Annotated in this window: 17 protein-coding genes; 8 read left to right on the forward strand and 9 right to left on the reverse strand. The window is 43.9% G+C overall.

Annotated elements, in window-relative coordinates:
• Positions 1 to 144 precede the first annotated feature (144 nt).
• Entirely contained in the window at positions 145 to 768 is a 624-nt protein-coding gene (locus QQL36_RS03095) for a DUF4253 domain-containing protein (protein ID WP_321568868.1), read from the forward strand.
• Between the two features lie 217 nt (positions 769 to 985).
• Positions 986 to 4,330: a preprotein translocase subunit SecA gene (gene secA, locus QQL36_RS03100; RefSeq protein ID WP_083720108.1), complete on the forward strand. Its 3,345-nt coding sequence runs from the start codon at positions 986 to 988 to the stop codon at positions 4,328 to 4,330.
• A gap of 68 nt (positions 4,331 to 4,398) precedes the next feature.
• Here the strand turns inward: secA and QQL36_RS03105 are convergent, their stop codons facing one another.
• Positions 4,399 to 5,028, reverse strand: a complete 630-nt coding sequence (locus QQL36_RS03105) for a hypothetical protein (protein ID WP_321568869.1) — start codon at positions 5,026 to 5,028, stop codon at positions 4,399 to 4,401.
• On the reverse strand, positions 5,021 to 5,233 hold the full coding sequence (locus tag QQL36_RS03110) for a hypothetical protein (RefSeq protein ID WP_321568870.1): 213 nt from the start codon (positions 5,231 to 5,233) through the stop codon (positions 5,021 to 5,023). Before QQL36_RS03110 ends, QQL36_RS03105 begins: the two co-directional genes overlap by 8 nt.
• A gap of 184 nt (positions 5,234 to 5,417) precedes the next feature.
• On the opposite strand from QQL36_RS03110, the gene deoC reads away from it, so the two are divergent.
• Genes deoC through QQL36_RS03125 form a run of 3 tightly spaced genes read left to right on the forward strand, consistent with a single transcriptional unit; the run spans position 5,418 to position 7,745 of the window.
• A complete protein-coding gene (gene deoC, locus QQL36_RS03115; RefSeq protein WP_083720105.1) occupies positions 5,418 to 6,110 on the forward strand; it encodes a deoxyribose-phosphate aldolase in 693 nt (230 codons plus the stop codon).
• A gap of 29 nt (positions 6,111 to 6,139) precedes the next feature.
• The gene (locus tag QQL36_RS03120; protein WP_083720104.1) at positions 6,140 to 6,586 is read left to right on the forward strand and encodes an SPOR domain-containing protein; all 447 of its coding nucleotides are present in this window, start codon (positions 6,140 to 6,142) and stop codon (positions 6,584 to 6,586) included.
• Complete coding sequence (locus tag QQL36_RS03125; RefSeq protein ID WP_321568871.1) at positions 6,570 to 7,745, forward strand: M20 family metallopeptidase; 1,176 nt, start codon at positions 6,570 to 6,572, stop codon at positions 7,743 to 7,745. Before QQL36_RS03120 ends, QQL36_RS03125 begins: the two co-directional genes overlap by 17 nt.
• 576 nt (positions 7,746 to 8,321) lie before the next feature.
• On the opposite strand, the gene QQL36_RS03130 is transcribed toward QQL36_RS03125, so the two are convergent.
• The 4 genes from QQL36_RS03130 to QQL36_RS03145 are packed head-to-tail and all read right to left on the reverse strand — an operon-like array spanning position 8,322 to position 11,064.
• Positions 8,322 to 9,008 carry a hypothetical protein gene (locus QQL36_RS03130; RefSeq protein ID WP_321568872.1) on the reverse strand — a complete coding sequence of 229 codons (687 nt, stop codon included), beginning with the start codon at positions 9,006 to 9,008 and terminating at the stop codon, positions 8,322 to 8,324.
• Between the two features lie 15 nt (positions 9,009 to 9,023).
• On the reverse strand, positions 9,024 to 9,395 hold the full coding sequence (locus tag QQL36_RS03135) for a GntR family transcriptional regulator (protein WP_083720101.1): 372 nt from the start codon (positions 9,393 to 9,395) through the stop codon (positions 9,024 to 9,026).
• An 11-nt stretch (positions 9,396 to 9,406) separates the two neighbouring features.
• Positions 9,407 to 10,225 (reverse strand): hypothetical protein, encoded by an 819-nt coding sequence (locus QQL36_RS03140; protein WP_321568873.1) that lies wholly within the window; start codon positions 10,223 to 10,225, stop codon positions 9,407 to 9,409.
• A gap of 8 nt (positions 10,226 to 10,233) precedes the next feature.
• Positions 10,234 to 11,064 carry an ATP-binding cassette domain-containing protein gene (locus QQL36_RS03145; protein ID WP_083720099.1) on the reverse strand — a complete coding sequence of 277 codons (831 nt, stop codon included), beginning with the start codon at positions 11,062 to 11,064 and terminating at the stop codon, positions 10,234 to 10,236.
• Between the two features lie 372 nt (positions 11,065 to 11,436).
• Here QQL36_RS03145 and QQL36_RS03150 point away from each other — a divergent pair, with 372 nt between their 5' ends.
• Positions 11,437 to 12,480 carry a hypothetical protein gene (locus QQL36_RS03150; protein WP_083720097.1) on the forward strand — a complete coding sequence of 348 codons (1,044 nt, stop codon included), beginning with the start codon at positions 11,437 to 11,439 and terminating at the stop codon, positions 12,478 to 12,480.
• 123 nt (positions 12,481 to 12,603) lie between these two features.
• On the opposite strand, the gene glyA is transcribed toward QQL36_RS03150, so the two are convergent.
• The gene (gene glyA, locus QQL36_RS03155) at positions 12,604 to 13,881 is read right to left on the reverse strand and encodes a serine hydroxymethyltransferase (RefSeq protein WP_083720096.1); all 1,278 of its coding nucleotides are present in this window, start codon (positions 13,879 to 13,881) and stop codon (positions 12,604 to 12,606) included.
• A 234-nt stretch (positions 13,882 to 14,115) separates the two neighbouring features.
• Here glyA and QQL36_RS03160 point away from each other — a divergent pair, with 234 nt between their 5' ends.
• Together QQL36_RS03160 and QQL36_RS03165 are read left to right on the forward strand one after the other, a co-directional pair.
• The gene (locus QQL36_RS03160; protein WP_083720095.1) at positions 14,116 to 15,108 is read left to right on the forward strand and encodes a sugar phosphate nucleotidyltransferase; all 993 of its coding nucleotides are present in this window, start codon (positions 14,116 to 14,118) and stop codon (positions 15,106 to 15,108) included.
• Positions 15,109 to 15,343: 235 nt separating this feature from the next.
• Positions 15,344 to 16,285 carry an NAD(P)H-dependent flavin oxidoreductase gene (locus tag QQL36_RS03165; RefSeq protein WP_083720094.1) on the forward strand — a complete coding sequence of 314 codons (942 nt, stop codon included), beginning with the start codon at positions 15,344 to 15,346 and terminating at the stop codon, positions 16,283 to 16,285.
• Between the two features lie 148 nt (positions 16,286 to 16,433).
• Here the strand turns inward: QQL36_RS03165 and QQL36_RS03170 are convergent, their stop codons facing one another.
• Together QQL36_RS03170 and QQL36_RS03175 are read right to left on the reverse strand one after the other, a co-directional pair.
• Positions 16,434 to 17,717 carry an ABC transporter permease gene (locus tag QQL36_RS03170; protein ID WP_321568874.1) on the reverse strand — a complete coding sequence of 428 codons (1,284 nt, stop codon included), beginning with the start codon at positions 17,715 to 17,717 and terminating at the stop codon, positions 16,434 to 16,436.
• A 4-nt stretch (positions 17,718 to 17,721) separates the two neighbouring features.
• A complete protein-coding gene (locus QQL36_RS03175) occupies positions 17,722 to 18,648 on the reverse strand; it encodes an ABC transporter ATP-binding protein (RefSeq protein WP_083720092.1) in 927 nt (308 codons plus the stop codon).
• Positions 18,649 to 18,952: the final 304 nt, after the last annotated feature.

Below are 18,952 nucleotides of genomic sequence, written 5' to 3' on the forward strand. Positions count from 1 at the left end.
GTATAAAATATGTTTTTGAGTACAGCAACCAGGTCAATTATTTGCTTAAAACATTGATTATCAATCATTTTAATAATGAAATTTCGATCCAGGGTTGTCTGGTTATACTCATTTTTGTACATTGAGAAATATATAATAATACCTATGAGCAAGGTTCTTTTATCCTTTGCGGCTGTCACCCTCCTTTTTTCCTGCACCAACTTTGGGAAAGAGGTACCTATCAGTGAACAGGATCGTGTTTTGGCGGATTCCCTGCATTTTGACCGGAGCGCTATTTCCGCCATCCGGACACTCACTACGGTACCTTTACATTCCCTTGGAGAAGATGCAGGGATAGAGTTTGAGTATAACCCAAAGCCAGAGAAATACGAGCGGATCCGCAAAAAACTACGGTCTGCCGGTTATCTTCTCTTTAAATCTGAAGAAAATTATGGGAACCTTCCTGATCAATATGCCGTGATCAAATCCAATGATCAGTTTGACATTATCCGGTTAAAATCCACGGCGGCTCCTAATTATGACATCTCCAATGACAGCTTATTGTTCAGACTGCACGACTGGCATAACCGATACTCCCTGGAGATTCTTGGCGCAGGCAACGACTGGTTTGAAGCCAGAATAGAGCATATTTCACCCGCAGACCTCGAAGCCTTTGCCAGGGAAATACATAATTTTTGTCCGGATATAGCAGAGGAAGGGATTGGAAACGTGGAAGATCTCGTCCAGGAGCTGAAAGACACAAAGACTTTGTACCTCTGGTGGGATTAAAATTTATTTTTTCTGGTTTAACTGTCATCCTACGGCATTACAGCTTCACTATGTGCAAATAATTCCTAATTTTACGGGCCTTGCGCGAAACCCGGATAGCTGACACCTTGTCACCGGTTGCTTTCCAAGCATAATATTTGGGTAAGGAAACAGAAATGGAACATAGGTATCCTATGGCCCTACAACTATTTTAACAATCATTCGTAATAAACTAGACATGTTAGGTTTTTTAACAAAACTTTTTGGCGGGCATAAATCGGAGAGAGACATCAACACGATCATGCCTTTAGTGAAAAGGATCAACGAGGAGTATGAAAAACTGCAATCCCTGCCTGTAGACCAGCTGCGTAACAAAACGCAGGATTTTCGCCAACGGATCAAAGCCCATTTGTCGAAGATTGACGGAGTAATTGCCGAGAAACAGACTGAGGCTGAACAGACTGAAGAAGTAACCGCTAAGGATACCATCTATCAGGAAGTGGATAAGCTGAAGAAAGACAGAGATAAACAAATCGAAGAAATACTGAAGGAAATTTTGCCTGAAGCATTTGCGGTGGTAAAAGCAACTGCATATCTCTTCACCAACAATCCTACTATTACTGCTACCGCCACTCCGCTGGACCGGGACCTGGCAGTAAGAAAGGATTACCTGACCATTGAAGGTGACAAAGTGACGTGGAAGAATACCTGGACTGCCGCTGGTAGTCAGGTAACCTGGAACATGGTTCATTATGACGTACAGCTCATAGGTGGTATCGTGCTCCATGAAGGTAAGATCTCCGAAATGGCTACGGGTGAAGGTAAAACCCTCGTATCTACCCTGCCTGCTTATCTGAATGCATTGGCTGGCGAAGGTGTTCACATCGTAACGGTGAACGACTACCTCGCTCGTCGTGACTCTGAGTGGAATGGTCCTATCTTCGAATTCCTGGATATCACCGTAGATTGTATCGACAAGCACCAGCCAAACACTGCTGATCGTCGTGCCGCCTACCTGGCTGACCTTACCTATGGTACTAACAACGAATTTGGTTTTGACTACCTGCGTGACAACATGGTGCATACACCAGACGAAATGGTGCAACGTAAGCACCACTTTGCCATGGTGGATGAGGTGGATAGCGTATTGGTGGATGACGCCCGTACCCCACTCATCATCTCTGGTCCGGTTCCCCGTGGTGACGACCAGGAGTTCCATGCACTGAGACCCCGCATCCAACGTCTGATCGATGCACAACGCGCAGCTACTTCCCAGTACCTGCTCGAAGCAAAGAAACTGATTGCTGAAGGTAAAGACGATCCTAAAACAGGTGGTCTGGCCCTGATGCGTGCATGGCGCGGTTTGCCTAAAAGCAGCTCACTGATCAAGTACCTGAGCGAACCAGGTATCAAAGTATTATTACAGAAAGCTGAAAACTACTACATCGCCGACCAACAGCGCGAAATGCCGAAGGTAGATGAAGAACTGTACTTCAGCATCGACGAAAAGAACAACACTGTAGACCTGACAGATAAAGGTATTCACCTGATCACTCAATCCGGTGAAGATCCAAACTTCTTCATCATGCCCGATGTCGGCTCTGAGATCGCTGATCTCGAAAAGCTGGAACTGACAGCTGATGAGAAATTACATCGTAAAGAAGCCCTGCTGCAGGACTTCGCACAGAAATCTGATCGTATCCACTCCGTACAGCAATTACTGAAAGCATACACCCTCTTCGATAAAGATGTGGAGTATGTAGTAATGGATGGAAAAGTGAAGATCGTAGATGAACAAACAGGTCGTATCCTGGATGGCCGCCGTTATTCTGACGGTCTGCACCAGGCAATCGAAGCGAAAGAAAACGTAAAAGTGGAAGCTGCTACGCAAACATTCGCTACCGTTACCCTGCAGAACTACTTCCGTATGTATCACAAACTGGCTGGTATGACCGGTACAGCGGTGACAGAAGCAGGTGAGTTCTGGGAAATCTACAAACTGGATGTTGTTACCATTCCAACTAACCTCCCTATTACCCGTAAGGATAATGAGGATCTGGTATACAAAACCAAACGCGATAAATACAGAGCAGTCATCGAAGAAGTAAAGAAACTGCAGAACGAAGGACGCCCTGTACTGGTAGGTACTACCTCCGTAGAAGTATCCGAGTTACTGAGTAAGATGCTCACCTTCGATAAAGTGCCACACAATGTATTGAACGCAAAACAACACGCCCGTGAAGCACAAATCGTAGCAGAAGCTGGTCTGAAAGGTGCTGTGACCATCGCTACCAACATGGCAGGTCGTGGTACGGATATCAAGCTCGGCCCCGGTGTGAAAGATGCAGGTGGTCTGGCTATCATCGGTACTGAACGCCACGAAAGCCGTCGTGTAGACCGTCAGTTACGTGGTCGTGCCGGTCGTCAGGGAGATCCGGGTACTTCACAGTTCTTTGTATCTCTGGAAGATGACCTGATGCGTATGTTCGGTTCTGACCGTATCGCTGGTCTGATGGACCGTATGGGTTATAAAGAAGGCGAAGTGATTCAGCATAGCATGATCACCCGTTCTATCGAAAGAGCACAGAAAAAAGTAGAAGAAAATAACTTCGGTATCCGTAAGCGTCTGTTGGAATATGATGACGTGATGAACAAACAACGTACTGTGATTTATGCGAAGCGTAATCACGCCTTGTTTGGTGAGCGTCTGGCTATCGATGTGGACAATGCATTCTATGATGTAGCTGAAAACCTTGCAACGACACATAAAGATACCGGCGACCTGGAAGCACTGAAACTGGATATCATCCTCAACTTCGCGATCGATATCGATGTAACGCAGGAAGAGCTGACGAAAGGTGATGTAAACCAACTGGCATCTAAACTGTACCACGCTGCGAAAGAAAACTACCAGCGCAAAGTACAGGAGATCGCACAGAATACACTGCCTGTGATCAAACAGATCCATGAAGAACAGGGCCACCATGTTGAGAATATCTCCATTCCATTTACTGATTTCGTGAAGAGAGGTGTGAATGTAATGGCGAACCTGCAGAAGGTAGTAGATACCAATGGGTATGAAACGATCAACTCACTGGAACGTAACATCACCCTGTCATTGATCGATGATGCGTGGAAAGAGCACCTGCGTGCGATGGATGACCTGAAACAATCCGTACAGAGTGCAGTGTGGGAACAGAAAGATCCACTGTTGATTTATAAGTTCGAAGCGTTTAACCTGTTTAAAGAGGTGACTGCTGAGACAAGTAAAGAGATTGTATCTTTCCTGTGTAAATGCGGTATTCCTGTGCAGGATGATGGTGGTCGTGCACAACAGCAACAGCGCCAGCAGGCACCTCCGCCAATCAGGGAGGCACGTGAGCAGAAGACTGATATGAGTAAGCTGAAGGCGACACATCAGGATTTTGAAACTACCAATGGTCATGAGGCGCAGGAGTATGCTACGAATGCAGAGCCGATGAAACAGGATCCTGTGAAGGTGGGACCTAAGGTGGGAAGGAATGATCCTTGTCCTTGTGGAAGTGGTAAGAAGTTTAAGCAATGTCATGGGAAGGATTTGTAGTCCTTGCCGGATGAAAATAGTAAAGGGTGTCTCAGCTGAGGCACCCTTTGTTTTTTATATACAAAGGATTACGCAGCTAGAATAGAGGAGGGTTTGAGGCGGGGACGGAAGAAGGCGAGGATACTATTTGGGTTACGAACGCAGATCTGGATATGGTTCTTGAGTTTTATAGCGGCACCGGGAAAAGCAGGAGCACCTTCAAGAAAAGCACAGCGAACGGTGTCGAAGCCTGGTGTAAGGATAAATCCCAATTTTCGATGTTCAATTTCCTGGATGATACTGATTTCTTTGTGCATTTGTTCAATTACGGCACAATCTAATTTTCGAAGCAATTTATCCTTATGTGGATCAGATTTAACATCTTCATTATGTGGCATATCATCTAATATTTTATTCAATTTCACATAATAATCTGCTAATTGCCCGGTATATTTTGAATTCATAAAATCACAACAATTACCTGGATCAATAAATGCTCCTAATACTGCCGCTTTCCTGATTTTCCCTTGTTTTTGTTTTTCAAGCGCCCACTGACGGGCTCTTTCCAAATCATTCTCCCAGAAATACATACCATTCCCCAACCAATCGTAGGAATTTTTATTAAAATGAAACTCCTTAGGATCATTTACTAATCGCTGGCAGGTTTCCTCATCACATCCATGGAAACCCAGGATTACATGGTGCCTGTTATCATACATAAAAACACTGATTTAATTTATCCCATTTTAAATATTGAAAATCTTCATATTCCGGGGTGTAATTCCCATTTTCATCACAAATACCCATTTCCATGAGTTCACGGATATTTTGTTCCCGGGTGTTATTTTTAACCCGCTCCAATGCGTTTTTCGCTATCTCATCATACTTTTTATCGAGATACTCTTGCGAAAAAATGTTAATCATACTTTCTGTTTTAATAATGAACAATAATTTACCCCTCAAATTTACCCCCTTCCCCTCTCCCAGCCTAGCTTTCCACGATCCATTTTTGTTCATTCTGCATAAACCTTTTCTCACCTTAACCATTCCCGTTCATTCCTGACAATCCTACAATTTTCCCTACCTTCGCACCCGAAAACCACTCGCTATGCAGCTGAACAAATACATCGACCACACGGTCCTTAAACCTACCACCACCCTCGAAGACATCAAAAACCTCTGCATGGAAGCCGTTGAATACGACTTCGCCGCAGTATGCGTCCCTCCCCCCTTCGTAAAACTTGCCAAAACCTTCACCAGCAGCACCACCACCAAAGTAGCCACCGTGATCGGCTTCCCCTTCGGCTACTCGGCCATCGAAGCCAAACTCGCCGAACTCGTCCTCGCCATCGTTGACGGCGCCGACGAAATCGACATGGTCGCCAACCTCCTCGCCATCCGTAACAAAGACTGGGACTATATCGAAAAAGAAATCAACAACATCATGGCAGTCATCCGCAGCCAACAACATAAAGTCATCCTGAAAGTCATCATAGAAAGTGGCATATTATTGGAAGAAGAGATCATAAAATGCTGTGAGATCTATGCGAAATACGGCGTTGACTATGTCAAAACATCCACCGGATACGCCGAAAAAGGCGCCTCCGTCGAAGCCGTACAACTCATGCGGGCACATCTGCCACAAAATATTCAGATAAAAGCTTCAGGTGGAGTTCGTACATTTGCCTTCGCCCAGGAGCTCATCGCTGCCGGCGCCACCAGATTGGGTACTTCCAGCGGCGTGGCTCTCATGAAAGAGGCTAAAGGGGAGGCGACTACCGGCACCACCGGTGCTTATTAACCATACCCCAATCCTCTAAACGACTGAACATGAAACACATAATCATATTATTATCCGGGTTACTGATCGGAACCCTCGCTTCCGCTCAGGACAATACCCTCACCGCTGCCAATACCGGCGGCGTGAAAGTGGTAAAAGACAGCCGGCTCGACCTGCTGATCAAAAAACAGATCTATATCAATACCCTCGCTATCCGTAACCAACCAGGTTTCAGGGTACAGGTCATCTCTACCAACAAGAGAAACGAAGCGACCGAGATAAAAGCGAAGGTGATGCAACTCTACCCTGATTACCGTACTTACCTGGACTACCAGGCACCTTACTTCAAAGTACGCATAGGTGATTTCAAAAACAGGGATGAAGCTGCGGACCTGAGAGATAAATTGTCATCCAGCTTCACAGGCGGTGTATTCGTAGTGCCCGCCACCATTAATCTACAACCAGAGAAAGAGGCAGGGAATGAAGAATCGTATTAAGGAACTCGCGCACCAATACGCGCCTGAGTTCATTGCTATCAGAAGACATATTCACGCTCATCCCGAACTGTCCTTCCAGGAATTTGAAACGTCAAAGTACATTCAGCAACAACTGGATGCATTCGGTGTGAAATATACTGCCGGCATAGCCGGTACCGGTATCGTGGCCATCATCGAAGGGAAAAACCCTTCCAAAAAGACCATCGCACTCCGTGCCGATATCGATGCCCTCCCCATCACAGAAGCGAACGATGTACCTTATAAGTCATTGAACTCCGGTATCATGCATGCCTGTGGTCATGATGTACATACTACCTGCGTGCTCGGTGCTACCCGCATCCTGCAGGAGCTGAAAGATGAGTTTGAAGGCACCATCAAAATACTGTTCCAGCCTGGTGAAGAAAAACACCCGGGGGGCGCAAGTCTCATGATCAAAGATGGCGCACTGGAAAACCCACGTCCCGATGCCATCATCGGTATGCACGTACAACCTTCTATGGAAGCTGGTTTACTGGGTTTCCGTGCAGGTCAGTATATGGCCAGTGCCGATGAGATCTATATCACGATCAAAGGCAAAGGCGGTCACGCGGCCCAACCTCACCTGACTACTGATACCATTCTCGTGGCATCACATCTCGTTGTAAGCTTACAACAGGTGATCAGCCGGAACAATAATCCTTTCTCTCCTTCCGTACTCAGTATCTGTGCATTCAATGGTGGATATACGACCAACGTGATCCCCAGCGAAGTAAAACTGATGGGTACATTCAGAGCGATGGACGAAACCTGGCGCTTTAAAGCCCATGAGATCATCAAAAAACAGGCGACTGAACTGGCCCATGCCATGGGTGCAGAGATTGAAATTGATATATTGGTAGGTTATCCCTGCCTGTATAACAATGAGGAAGTAACCAGCCGCGCCAGAACAAAGGCGGAAGAGTATCTCGGACAGGAAAATGTACAGGATACAGAAGTGAGAATGGGGGCTGAAGACTTCGCATTTTATAGCCAGATTATTCCCGCCTGCTTCTTTAGATTGGGTACAGGAAATGTGGCAAAAGGTATCACATCAGGTGTACATACACCTACATTTGATATCGATGAACGTGCGATTGAAACCGGCATCGGTGCTATGGCTTATCTTGCTACGCAGCTATAAAAGATGGTCTATCTCGCTACGCAAGTTTTAAAATGGCCACACAGATCTAAAAACATTAAGAGCCCGCTCAATAGCGGGCTCTGTTTACATAGTTTTGCTTATATCAATATCGTTATCAAATCTTGATTTCTTTCAAACTTCACTCACCTCTAATTCTTTTTAATCTTCACTAACGCGCTAATTGCTTTCAAACCTCATTTACCTCTAATTCCTTTAATCTTCACTAACGCGCTAATTGCTTTCAAACCTTACTCACCTCTAATTCCTCTTAATCTTCACTAACGCGCTAATTGCTTTCAAACCTCATTTACCTCTAATTCCTTTAATCTTCACTAACGCGCTAATTTCTATCAAACCTTACTCAACTCTAATTCCTCTTAATCTTCACTAACGCGCTAATTTCTTTCAAACCTCACTTACCTCTAATTCCTTTAATCTTCACTAACGCGCTAATTTCTATCAAACCTTACTCAACTCTAATTCCTCTTAATCTTCACTAACGCGCTAATTTCTATCAAACCTTACTCACCTCTAATTCTTTTTAATCTTCGCTAACACGCTAATTTCTTTTACACTTTAATTCCTCTTAAACTGCGTTAGCTGTGACAACCCAATCTCATCCAATCTCAATGCCCGCATACTATCCGCTTTAACACTGAAATTCTTCACAGTCACATCCTGCAGTTCAACACTCCCATACCAACCCAACTGCACATTCATCGTATCAAAATTGCCCAGTTCACGCGTCAATACTTTATTATTTTTTCCTCCTTTATAGGTGAAATTTTCAATTTCCAACCCCGACATTTCCACATAACAATCATCCAATCCCGTTACTTCCAGTAATGGCTGTTTTAAAGTGACAATTTCCACATGCAAACTGTCTTTTGCTAACCTGATATATGTAACAGCCTTACAATACACTGAGATCCCATTCCCCTCACCTGGCAGGATGTATAAAGTATCTCCTACCTGTTTATAATAGTTTGAAGGCACTTCACTCTCCCCTCCCAAATTCCCTATACGATTTTCTGTATCATACATGATCCGTACATTATCTTCATTGATCACAATCGCCTTGAACGGACGTAAAACAGTCATCTTTGCTACCTCGACATTATCTCCCTTTTTCGGGAATCTTAAAACCGTTCCATCCCCATTTATCCCCTTCTTAAAATATGCCCATAATACCACATCTGACGCCAGCACCAACAACAATACGATGCCAACAAAAAAGAGTAACAATTTTATATTGGTCTTCATTTTTGTAAAATTTAATTACCTGAAATGTGAACGCTTATACTTCTCATAATGCGTCTTCAGCTCATCCAGCTCTATATCCAGCAAGTAGATATTCCGAAAGAACTGCGGCAGCTCATTCTCCATGAACCGTTCCTTCTTCAGCTGTTTAATCCGCTTCATCGCATCCGACGCTACGAAATAGCCAATCCCTCTTTTATTATAGATGATCTCATATTGCTGCAAATATTCACAGGTCCGCATCACCGTATTTGGGTTGACTTCCGTTTGCACTGCAAGTTCCCTCACGGATGGCAGCCGGTCCTCTGCTTTCCACTTTTCCAACAAGATCTGTTCGCATATATGATCCGCAATCTGCAGATATATAGCCTGTGATTCTTTAAATTCCATGAGTTGAAATTTTAAATTTCCTTATCTTTTAACCTGAAATATGCCAATACCCACAAGACCGGAGGCAATATAAACCGCCACATAAAGTACAGCGTCTCCCGCATCCAATGTGGCGACTCCAAAAAGATGGATCGATATTCTTCCATATGCGGATGTTCCGTAATTCCAACCCCAAAGAATGGCGCTGAAGCTGCCCAATGCATTAAATGACCATAGAACAATATGTTCATAAATGCCGCATTTACCAATCCAATGACCAGGATAAAAATGAATACTGCAAATAGGGTTTTTATAATACTGTACTTAGGGAAGTAAACAGATCCCAACAAAATGATTGCCTGTCCCATAAACCACCAGTGGTAAAGTTGCGTCATGTCATTGCGGAAGTCATCAGGCATACTGGGATCCATGACGTGCGTATCTCTGCTTAAAGACACTAAACCTGCACCTATGAAAGTGGCTGTTCCAAATGCAATGTGATATACCAGTAAAAACCCTGCTGTCGTAATCAATAACGTAGTGAGGAATTTTTCAAAATGCGAAGCAGGCAACAACAGATAATCGATACCTTTTGGTTTGTCGCCTAACTGAATAAATGAAAACCCGGTAAAGATCAAACCTGCGCCAAACAACAGAATGGCATAAAAAGGATAAATAAAGGAAACCCTTACAGTCTCTCTGTTGTTGGTCAAAATACTGATTACACCTATCGCCACCAATACACCTACCAACACCACCAACGACATCAGGTACAACCGCAGATTATCAACAATATGCTTTTTAAAATATGCACCAAACCTCGGTGCATGAAATACATTGCTCGTTTGCATAAGGGAAATTAAAAGAGTTGGTTAATCCGTCCGGAGGGCTCCAGTACGGCATTAAAGAGCAGTTCCATATCCAGTCTACCTGGTACGCCACCTGCATTTTCAGTGATGATAGAATGACCTAATCCGGTACTTTCTGCGAACAATACAAGATCTGCTTCTTCGAGTCGCTTCACACTTCTGAAACTCAGTCGCTCCGCCACAGTTTCCACATCCTGTTTGAAAATGATCTTATGATTGTCGATCACCACAATACTATCAATCAGGTTATCCAGGTCCCTTACCTGATGTGTGGATATCACAATACACTTCTCTTCATTCACCGCAGCGGCAATCACTTTGCGGAACTGGCTCTTGGACGGGATATCCAGGCCATTCGTCGGTTCATCCATAATCAGGCATTTGGTATTGGCTGCCAGACCAAAACTGATGATAACCTTTTTCTTTTGTCCATAACTCATGTCAGTGAGTCGCTGGTCGCGGGGAATCTGGAATTCATCCAGGTACTGCTGAAAAGCTTTTGTGTCAAAGTTGGGATAAAAAGGTGCATAGGTGTTCACATAACGGTTGATGGTCACCTGTGGCAGGTAAAACTCTTCAGGCACCAAAAAAAGTTTGCTGAGGAATGCTGGCTGACGGAGGCGGGATTCATACCCCATTACCGTACATACCCCACTTTTTGGAAAGAGTAGCCCGGCTATCTGCTTCAGCAAACTGGATTTTCCTGCCCCGTTTTTGCCCATCAGACCGTAAACGTGACCAGCTTCCAGCTCCAGGTTCAACCCCTCAAACAATGGCCTACCCTTTTTGTAGTGGAAATGAAGATCTTGGATAGTTATCATAGCAAGTGATTTAGTGTACTACTTACCTAGTACACTACAAAGATAGAGAAGGAAATCATAATTCCAAATTCAATTAGCTTTTTTTTCATACAGCCGATTTTATACCATCAGGCATCGTGCTATACAGCAAAATCCCTTGCACCAGCCGGACAAAATCATCTTCCTTGCTGCCGCAGGCCTTCTTATAAAATGCAAAAACCGCTCTGAAACAGGAATTTCCCTCATCGCTGCCAGCCGGACAAAAGCGTCTTCCTTGCTGCCGCTGGCCATTCCTTAAAAATGTTAAAAAATTATTTGTAGCGACATTTCTACACATTAAGAATTTTTAATAAATTATATTTGTCACTGTGGTTTAAATTAAAACTAATCCCTATGAAAGGTACCATATCCGCCTTGCTTAGTTTAAGCCTCTTGTTAACTGCCTTTGTGGCCTCCGCACAGTTCGTAAAATCAAAAGATCTGGAGAAATTGAAAAAACGGACGAAAATTATCGTAGTAAAAGAAGTCCCTGATAAGAGTATTCTTAAACAACTACGTCGTCAAAGCCAAACAAAAGCAGAAGAGTATAGACAAGCAATTAAACAGTTAAACCTGGATTTCCCTGAAGTTGTCAGACAATTCTGGAACGTGGATGGAGTAACAGCTACAATCGAACAGAGAACAGAAAAAGAAGTTGAAAAGCTGCGGAAAAAGAATGATAGAAGCTATATCGTTATGGATTGTCAATCGCTGCATGTGAAACCCAGTAAAAGCCATTATGCCAAATCCGCACAAACATTTACATCTGACCTGGTGTGGAAGAGTGATTCAAAAGATCTCAGTGTTCCGGTGATCAACATGTACTTCATTGAGAATGATGTAACGCGACCATTCTATATTCAGAATATGTCGGAACGGTTTCCGGATTTCCTGGATCTGGCAGTGGGTATCCGGTTATCCACCTATGTATTCTCAGACCACGTAGATGATAAGGCGGCCAAAGCGATGATGCAGTCTACCAGCAAGCATAATGCGATCTTCCTGAAAGACAGGACCCTGATATTATGTAATAACTGGCTGGATGAGGATTTTGAAAAAGGGAAAGCTGGTACAGATTATCCTTATCCCATTAAATATGTGGATTACGAAGACCTGGAAAGCTTATTCAGAAAAGATGGTTTTGCCGGCACTGTCATGGCTTATGTACCAGCAGGTGTGTTCTCTACTTTTGATAAGAATACACCAAGTATGGAAGTGCATGTGCCAGTAGTGATCGATCCGATAAATGGAATGCCTTTGTGCCATACAGATATCAGTGATGAAATGTTTCAGGCATGGGGATATTCATTGATTCCTAAAATGGGGAAGTCGATAGTAGGGTTCAGGAAAATAAGAAACGAGGATATCCGGAATTTCGCAAAATCAATAAAAGAATAAAATGCGGCCTGGTCAACAAATCGACAAATCGAATGTACTTCCGCCGCCCCATCTCAAACTCATAGAGGAAGCCTCCCGAATGGGAGGCTTCCTCTTTTATAAACATTTTAATTCACCTCAAAACTACAACTCAGGATACAGCGGAAACTGCTTCATAAACTCATTCACCGCACCTCTCACTGACGCAATCTTCGCCTCATTATCCGCATCCATCAGCAACTCATCAATCCATGAAATCACCTGCCCCATATGCTCTTCTGTCAAACCTCTTGAAGTGATCGCCGGAACACCCACACGAATACCAGAAGTCACAAACGCTGACTTATCATCAAACGGCACCATATTCTTATTCACAGTGATATCAGCCTTCACCAACACCTGTTCCGCCTTCTTACCGGAAATATTCTTATTACGCAGGTCGATCAACATCAGGTGGTTATCTGTACCGCCAGATACAATCTGGTAACCTTTCTCCACCAATGCCTTAGACATCGCCTGTGCATTCTTGATAATCTGCTTTGCATATACAGTATAATCGTCAGACAGGATCTCAAAGAAAGAAACCGCTTTCGCAGCAATCACATGCTCCAACGGACCACCCTGAATACCAGGGAACACCGCTGTATCAATCAGACTGCTCATCATACGGGTTTCGCCCTTTGGCGTTTTCAGACCAAACGGATTTTCAAAATCCTTACCCAGCATGATCATACCACCACGAGGACCACGCAGTGTCTTGTGGGTAGTAGTTGTTACAAAATGACAATGTTCGAACGGAGAGTTCAACAGCCCTTTCGCAATCAAACCTGCAGGGTGAGCAATATCTGCCATTACAAAAGCACCTATCTGATCAGCGATCTCACGGATACGTTTGTAATCCCAATCACGGCTGTAAGCAGAAGCACCACAAATAATAACCTGTGGTTTCTCTTTCAGCGCAATCTCTTCCATTTTATCATACTCAACCAGACCAGTCTCCTTGTTCACACCATAAGAGAATGGCTGATACAACTTACCAGAAAAATTCACGGGAGAACCGTGTGTCAGGTGACCACCCATACTCAGATCCAGACCCAGGATCTTATCACCTGGTTTCAGGATAGCCAGCAATACGGCAGCATTTGCCTGCGCACCAGAGTGAGGCTGTACGTTTGCATACTCAACTCCAAAGATTTCTTTAGCCCTGTCAATAGCCAGCTGTTCGCTCAGGTCTACAATTTCACAGCCACCATAATATCTACGTCCTGGATAACCTTCCGCATATTTGTTAGTCAGTACAGTACCCATTGCCTGTATTACCTGTAAGCTGGTAAAGTTCTCCGATGCAATCAATTCTATACCATGACGCTGACGCTCCAGCTCCTGGTCGATGATATTAAATATTTGCTGATCTCTTTGCATTTACTTTGAAAATTTGCGACAAAGTTAATCGAATTTATGGATAGTCAATAGTTCAATTTTAACCAATACTAGATTTTTCTTCTACAAAACTATATAATGATAGTTAATTCCACTGCTAAGCTATTACATACTATGCATTCCTCCCTGTGTAGGGGCATTTCCACTATTCTATTTATAAATTTTGTTCTACCTTCACGCCCTCAGTAGACTAAAAACATCTAATCGCTGCGGTACATGAAGGCCATTATACCTGTAGCCGGTGCTGGCACCAAGCTACGTCCACATACATATACTCAGCCTAAGGCATTGATCCCGCTCGCGGGCAAAACAATTCTAAGTATTATTATTGATCAGCTGGAAGAAGCAGGCATTACCGAATTCGTCTTCGTCATCGGTTACCTGGGAGAAAAGATCCAGCATTATGTTCAAAAGAAATATCCTCACCTTACCTGCCATTTCGTACAGCAAAATGTACGCGAAGGTACCGGTCACGCCATCCTGCTCACCAAAAAGGTGGTAGGTGACGATGAAATACTCATCGTTCTCGGCGATACCATCTGCGAAGGTAATATCAAGGAACTCATCGCTTCCCCCGTCTCGCAACTGGGACTAAAGAAAGTGGATGATCCCCGCAGCTTTGGCGTAGCCGAACTCAATGATGCCGGCGACATCGTACGCGTGGTGGAAAAACCACAGATTCCGAAATCGAACCTGGCCCTGGTAGGTATCTATAAAATCAAGGAAACCGACCAGCTCTTCGACTGCCTGGAACGGAACATAACAGAACATAGAAGGTCACATGATGAGTTTCAGCTCACTGATGCCCTGCAATGCATGATCGAACATGGGGTGCAGTTTACCCCCTTCAAAGTGAGTAACTGGTTCGACTGCGGCCGCAAGGAGACCTTGTTGGAAACAAATGCTATCCTGCTCAGTAAATATAAAGCACCCGCCAACCCTATTCTTCCATATGAGAATGCGATTATCATTCCTCCTGTAAGTATTGGCGAAGGTTGTAATATTAAAAATTCTATCATCGGTCCCAATGTCGCTATCGGAGATAATACCGTGATCAATTACTCTATCGTCAAGGACTCTATCATCGGCTCTTACAGCAATCTGTATGAAGTGGTGCTCAAGTCTTCCCTGATCGGTAGTGACGCCAATATTCGTGGCCTTAGTCAAAGCCTGAACATCGGCGATAATACAGAAATCGATCTCGGCTGAAATCTTCACTAACAGATAGTGATGCCAACTTCCATGAAAGAACCTTAGCCAACTTCCTGAACATTGGTCATCATTCAGAAATTGATCTCGGCTGAAATCTTCACTAACAGATAGTGATGCCAACTTCCATGAAAGAACCTTAGCCAACTTCCTGAACATGGGCCATAACTCAGAAATTCTTCCCGGCTGATTGTCATCACTTTCAGTTTAACATAACCTCCTTACATTTACGGCCATGAACCGTATATCTCAACTATTCAATATAGATTACCCAATCATACAAGCTGGTATGATCTGGGCTAGTGGCTGGCGCCTGGCCAGTGCTGTGAGCAATGCCGGCGGCCTTGGCCTGCTCGGTGCAGGTAGTATGTACCCTGACGTTCTCAAAGAACATATCGACAAGTGCAAACAAGCCACCGACAAACCTTTCGGCGTAAATCTCCCCCTCCTATACCCGAATATTGAGGAACACGTAAAGATCATTATCGAAAACAAAGTACCCATCGTCTTCACCTCTGCAGGTAATCCAAAAACATGGACTTCCATCCTGAAAGCCGAAGGTATCAAAGTTGTCCACGTAGTCGCCAGCGCAGCCTTCGCACTCAAAAGCGAAGCAGCCGGCGTAGACGCCATCGTAGCAGAAGGCTTTGAAGCAGGTGGTCACAACGGTAGAGAAGAAACAACTACCCTGGTCCTCATCCCCAGCGTATGTCAGGCTGTAAAAATACCCGTCATCGCTGCCGGCGGCATTGCCACAGGCAGAGCCATGACAGCCGCTTTCGCCCTCGGTGCCAGTGGTGTTCAGGTAGGTAGCCGATTCATAGCCACACCTGAAGCTTCTTCACATGATCACTTCAAACAAGCTATACTCGATGCGAAAGAAGGGGATACCCTCCTTTCCATGAAGAAACTCACTCCCGTAAGATTACTGAAAAACGAATTTTTCAAAAACGTAAAAGCTGCCGAAGAAAGTGGTGCTGACAATGAATCACTAAAAAACCTCCTCGGCAGAGGCCGCGCGAAAAAAGGGATGTTCGAAGGTGATATGACGGAAGGTGAACTGGAAGTAGGACAGGTAAGTGCGATCATTGATAAGATCATGCCTGCAGCAGATGTAGTCGCTGAGATCTGGAATGAATTCCAGGCCACGAAAATAGAACTCTGTCTAAACTCTTAAAAAAGAACTTTGGCTAAACTCCTGAAACCACGCTTACCAGCCGGCCGCAGGCCATGCCACAAACACAGGCCATGCCACAAACAAAAGATCCTTTGCCGAAGGCAAAGGATCTTTTGTTTGTAATATTAAGGATCTTTTGTTTTCAATATTATTGCCTGATCCACTTAATCGCTTCTTTCCACGTAATCTTCTTCCCATACATCAATATCCCCGTTCTATATATCTTCCCTGCCATCCACGTCGTTCCCAAAAACCCAACTATCAACAACGCCATCGACAATCCCAATTGCCAATAGGGCACCGTCCCCGGCACACCATAAGGAATCCTCGCCATCATCACCATCGGCGACGTAAACGGAATGATACTCCCCCAAAACGCCAACGAACTATTCGGATGCTGCACCGCCGCAATCATCACCATTATACCAATAATAATCGGCAATGTTATCGGCAATGTCAACCCCTGCACATCCGTTGGATCTTCATTCACCAAACTACCCACCGCTGCAAACAACGCCGCATAAAACAAATACCCACCCAGAAAATAAAATATAAAACAGGGAATAATCAACACCCAATTAATACTATCCATCACATATCTCAACTGTGACGCCACCTCCATCACCGCTACATTATTATTCGCATTACTCTGCGCCGCACTATTCATAACTGCTGTAGGAATAAACAATTGCAACACACAGATGAGCACCACCCAAATAGAAAACTGTAACAGCCCAACACCCGCAATCCCCACAATCTTCCCCATCATCAGCTGAAATGGTTTCACACTAGACACCATCACCTCTGCAATACGATTCACCTTCTCTTCCATCACACCTCTCATCACTGCCATCCCAAAAAACATCAGGATAATATAAATGATAAACCCGCTGGAATACCCCACCGCATAAGCAATCACTGAACTCCCTTTCTTCTCCTCCTTCCCTGATCTGAATTCAATATTAATATTCGACTTAAATCCTTTTATCTGTGCAATGTCAATATTCGCCTTCTCCATCCGCACCTCTTCAATCCGGGTATTCAGATACCTGTTCAGGTGACTCTCTATTCCCAGCCCCGGCTGACCACTACTATAATACGTAATCCCCAATGGTCTTTCAATATCAATCGCAGGAATATACAACACACCAGAATAACCATACTCCTCGTAATGCTTACTGAAAGTATCAATAGCCGTCTCCGTCAGGAATTTAAAATAGATCCCCTTCTCATCCGGCAATTTATTCAGGAACAAATGACTATCATCTATCACCGCAACACGCTGATCTTCGTTAGCACTCGTAGCTATCAGCACCGGCACTACAATCATCGCCGCAAAGAATAGCGGTACTAACAGGGTGACGACGAGAAAGGACCGCTTGCGCACGCGGAAGGTGAACTCTCTTTTGATGATGAGCCAGATCTTATTCATAGGATTAATTAATTGGTTCTTCTACTTCTATTTGCTGTACCTGTTGTATAAACACCTCATTGATAGAAGGTAGTATTTCCTGGAAGGATGTTATAGGGATTTCCTGCCTGATAAAATGTGCGAGAATATCATTTGTCGTACTGCCATCAGTAAGTTTCACGATATAACCGCTCTCTTCCTGTGAGACAATGGTAAAATGATAAGTCATTACTTCGGCAAAGTTAGGTACTCTGCCCAATCCTATCCGGAACAGGTCTTGTTTGAAATCGTGCCTGATCTGTTTCACCTCTCCATCCAGAATTTTCTTTCCTTTATTCACAAGAATAATACGATCACAGATCTCTTCTACCTGTTCCATACGATGGGTGGAGAAGATGATCGTGGTACCATTCAAAGCAAGGTCAAAGATTTCCTGTTTGATCAGGTTGGAGTTGATCGGATCTAACCCTGAGAAGGGCTCATCCAGTATTAACAGTGATGGCTCATGGATAATGGTGGAAATAAACTGCACTTTTTGTTGCATGCCTTTACTCAACTCTTCCACTTTCTTATTATACCATGCGTTGATATCAAACTTATCGAACCAATATTTGATCTTTTCTTTGGCTTCTTTTTCCGTCATGCCTTTGAGCTGTGCCAGATAGAGCGCTTGTTCCCCTACCTTCATTTTTTTGTACAGCCCTCTTTCCTCCGGCATGTAGCCGATGGAATGAACGTCATTATCCGGATGAAAAGGTTTGCCTTTGAAAAGTATTTCTCCCTGATCGGGATAAAAGATGCCGGTGATCATACGGAGCAGGGTGGTTTTTCCTGCGCCATTGGGTCCAAGCAGCCCAAAGATGCTACCCTCGGGGATAACAAAACTAATATCATCTACAGCTTTATGCGAGGCATAATCTTTATGCAAGTTTCTAACTTCGAGCAAACCCATAATTCTATATTACGGACGGAAATTACAAAAAATCCCACTGGCTTGGATAGAGTAAATTGAAAAGATAATCAAAAGGTGTATGAAAAATGCAGAAAATGTACAGTATCTCAATGCCATAAAGGGATTTTCGGGTAACGTAAAGTTATAATTACAGGTTGTTCAGACCCACGGCAGCAAATTTTGTTTTCTATATATATAAAATAAATCATCTACTGATACTGCTGTAAAACCTTGCGCTTTAAGCTGGTTAATTTTACATTCGGTTAAAAATTCAAATTGATATATTTCCTGACTGGATAATCTT

The sequence above is a fragment of the Chitinophaga sp. LS1 genome (assembly GCF_034274695.1).
Lineage (GTDB): Bacteria > Bacteroidota > Bacteroidia > Chitinophagales > Chitinophagaceae > Chitinophaga.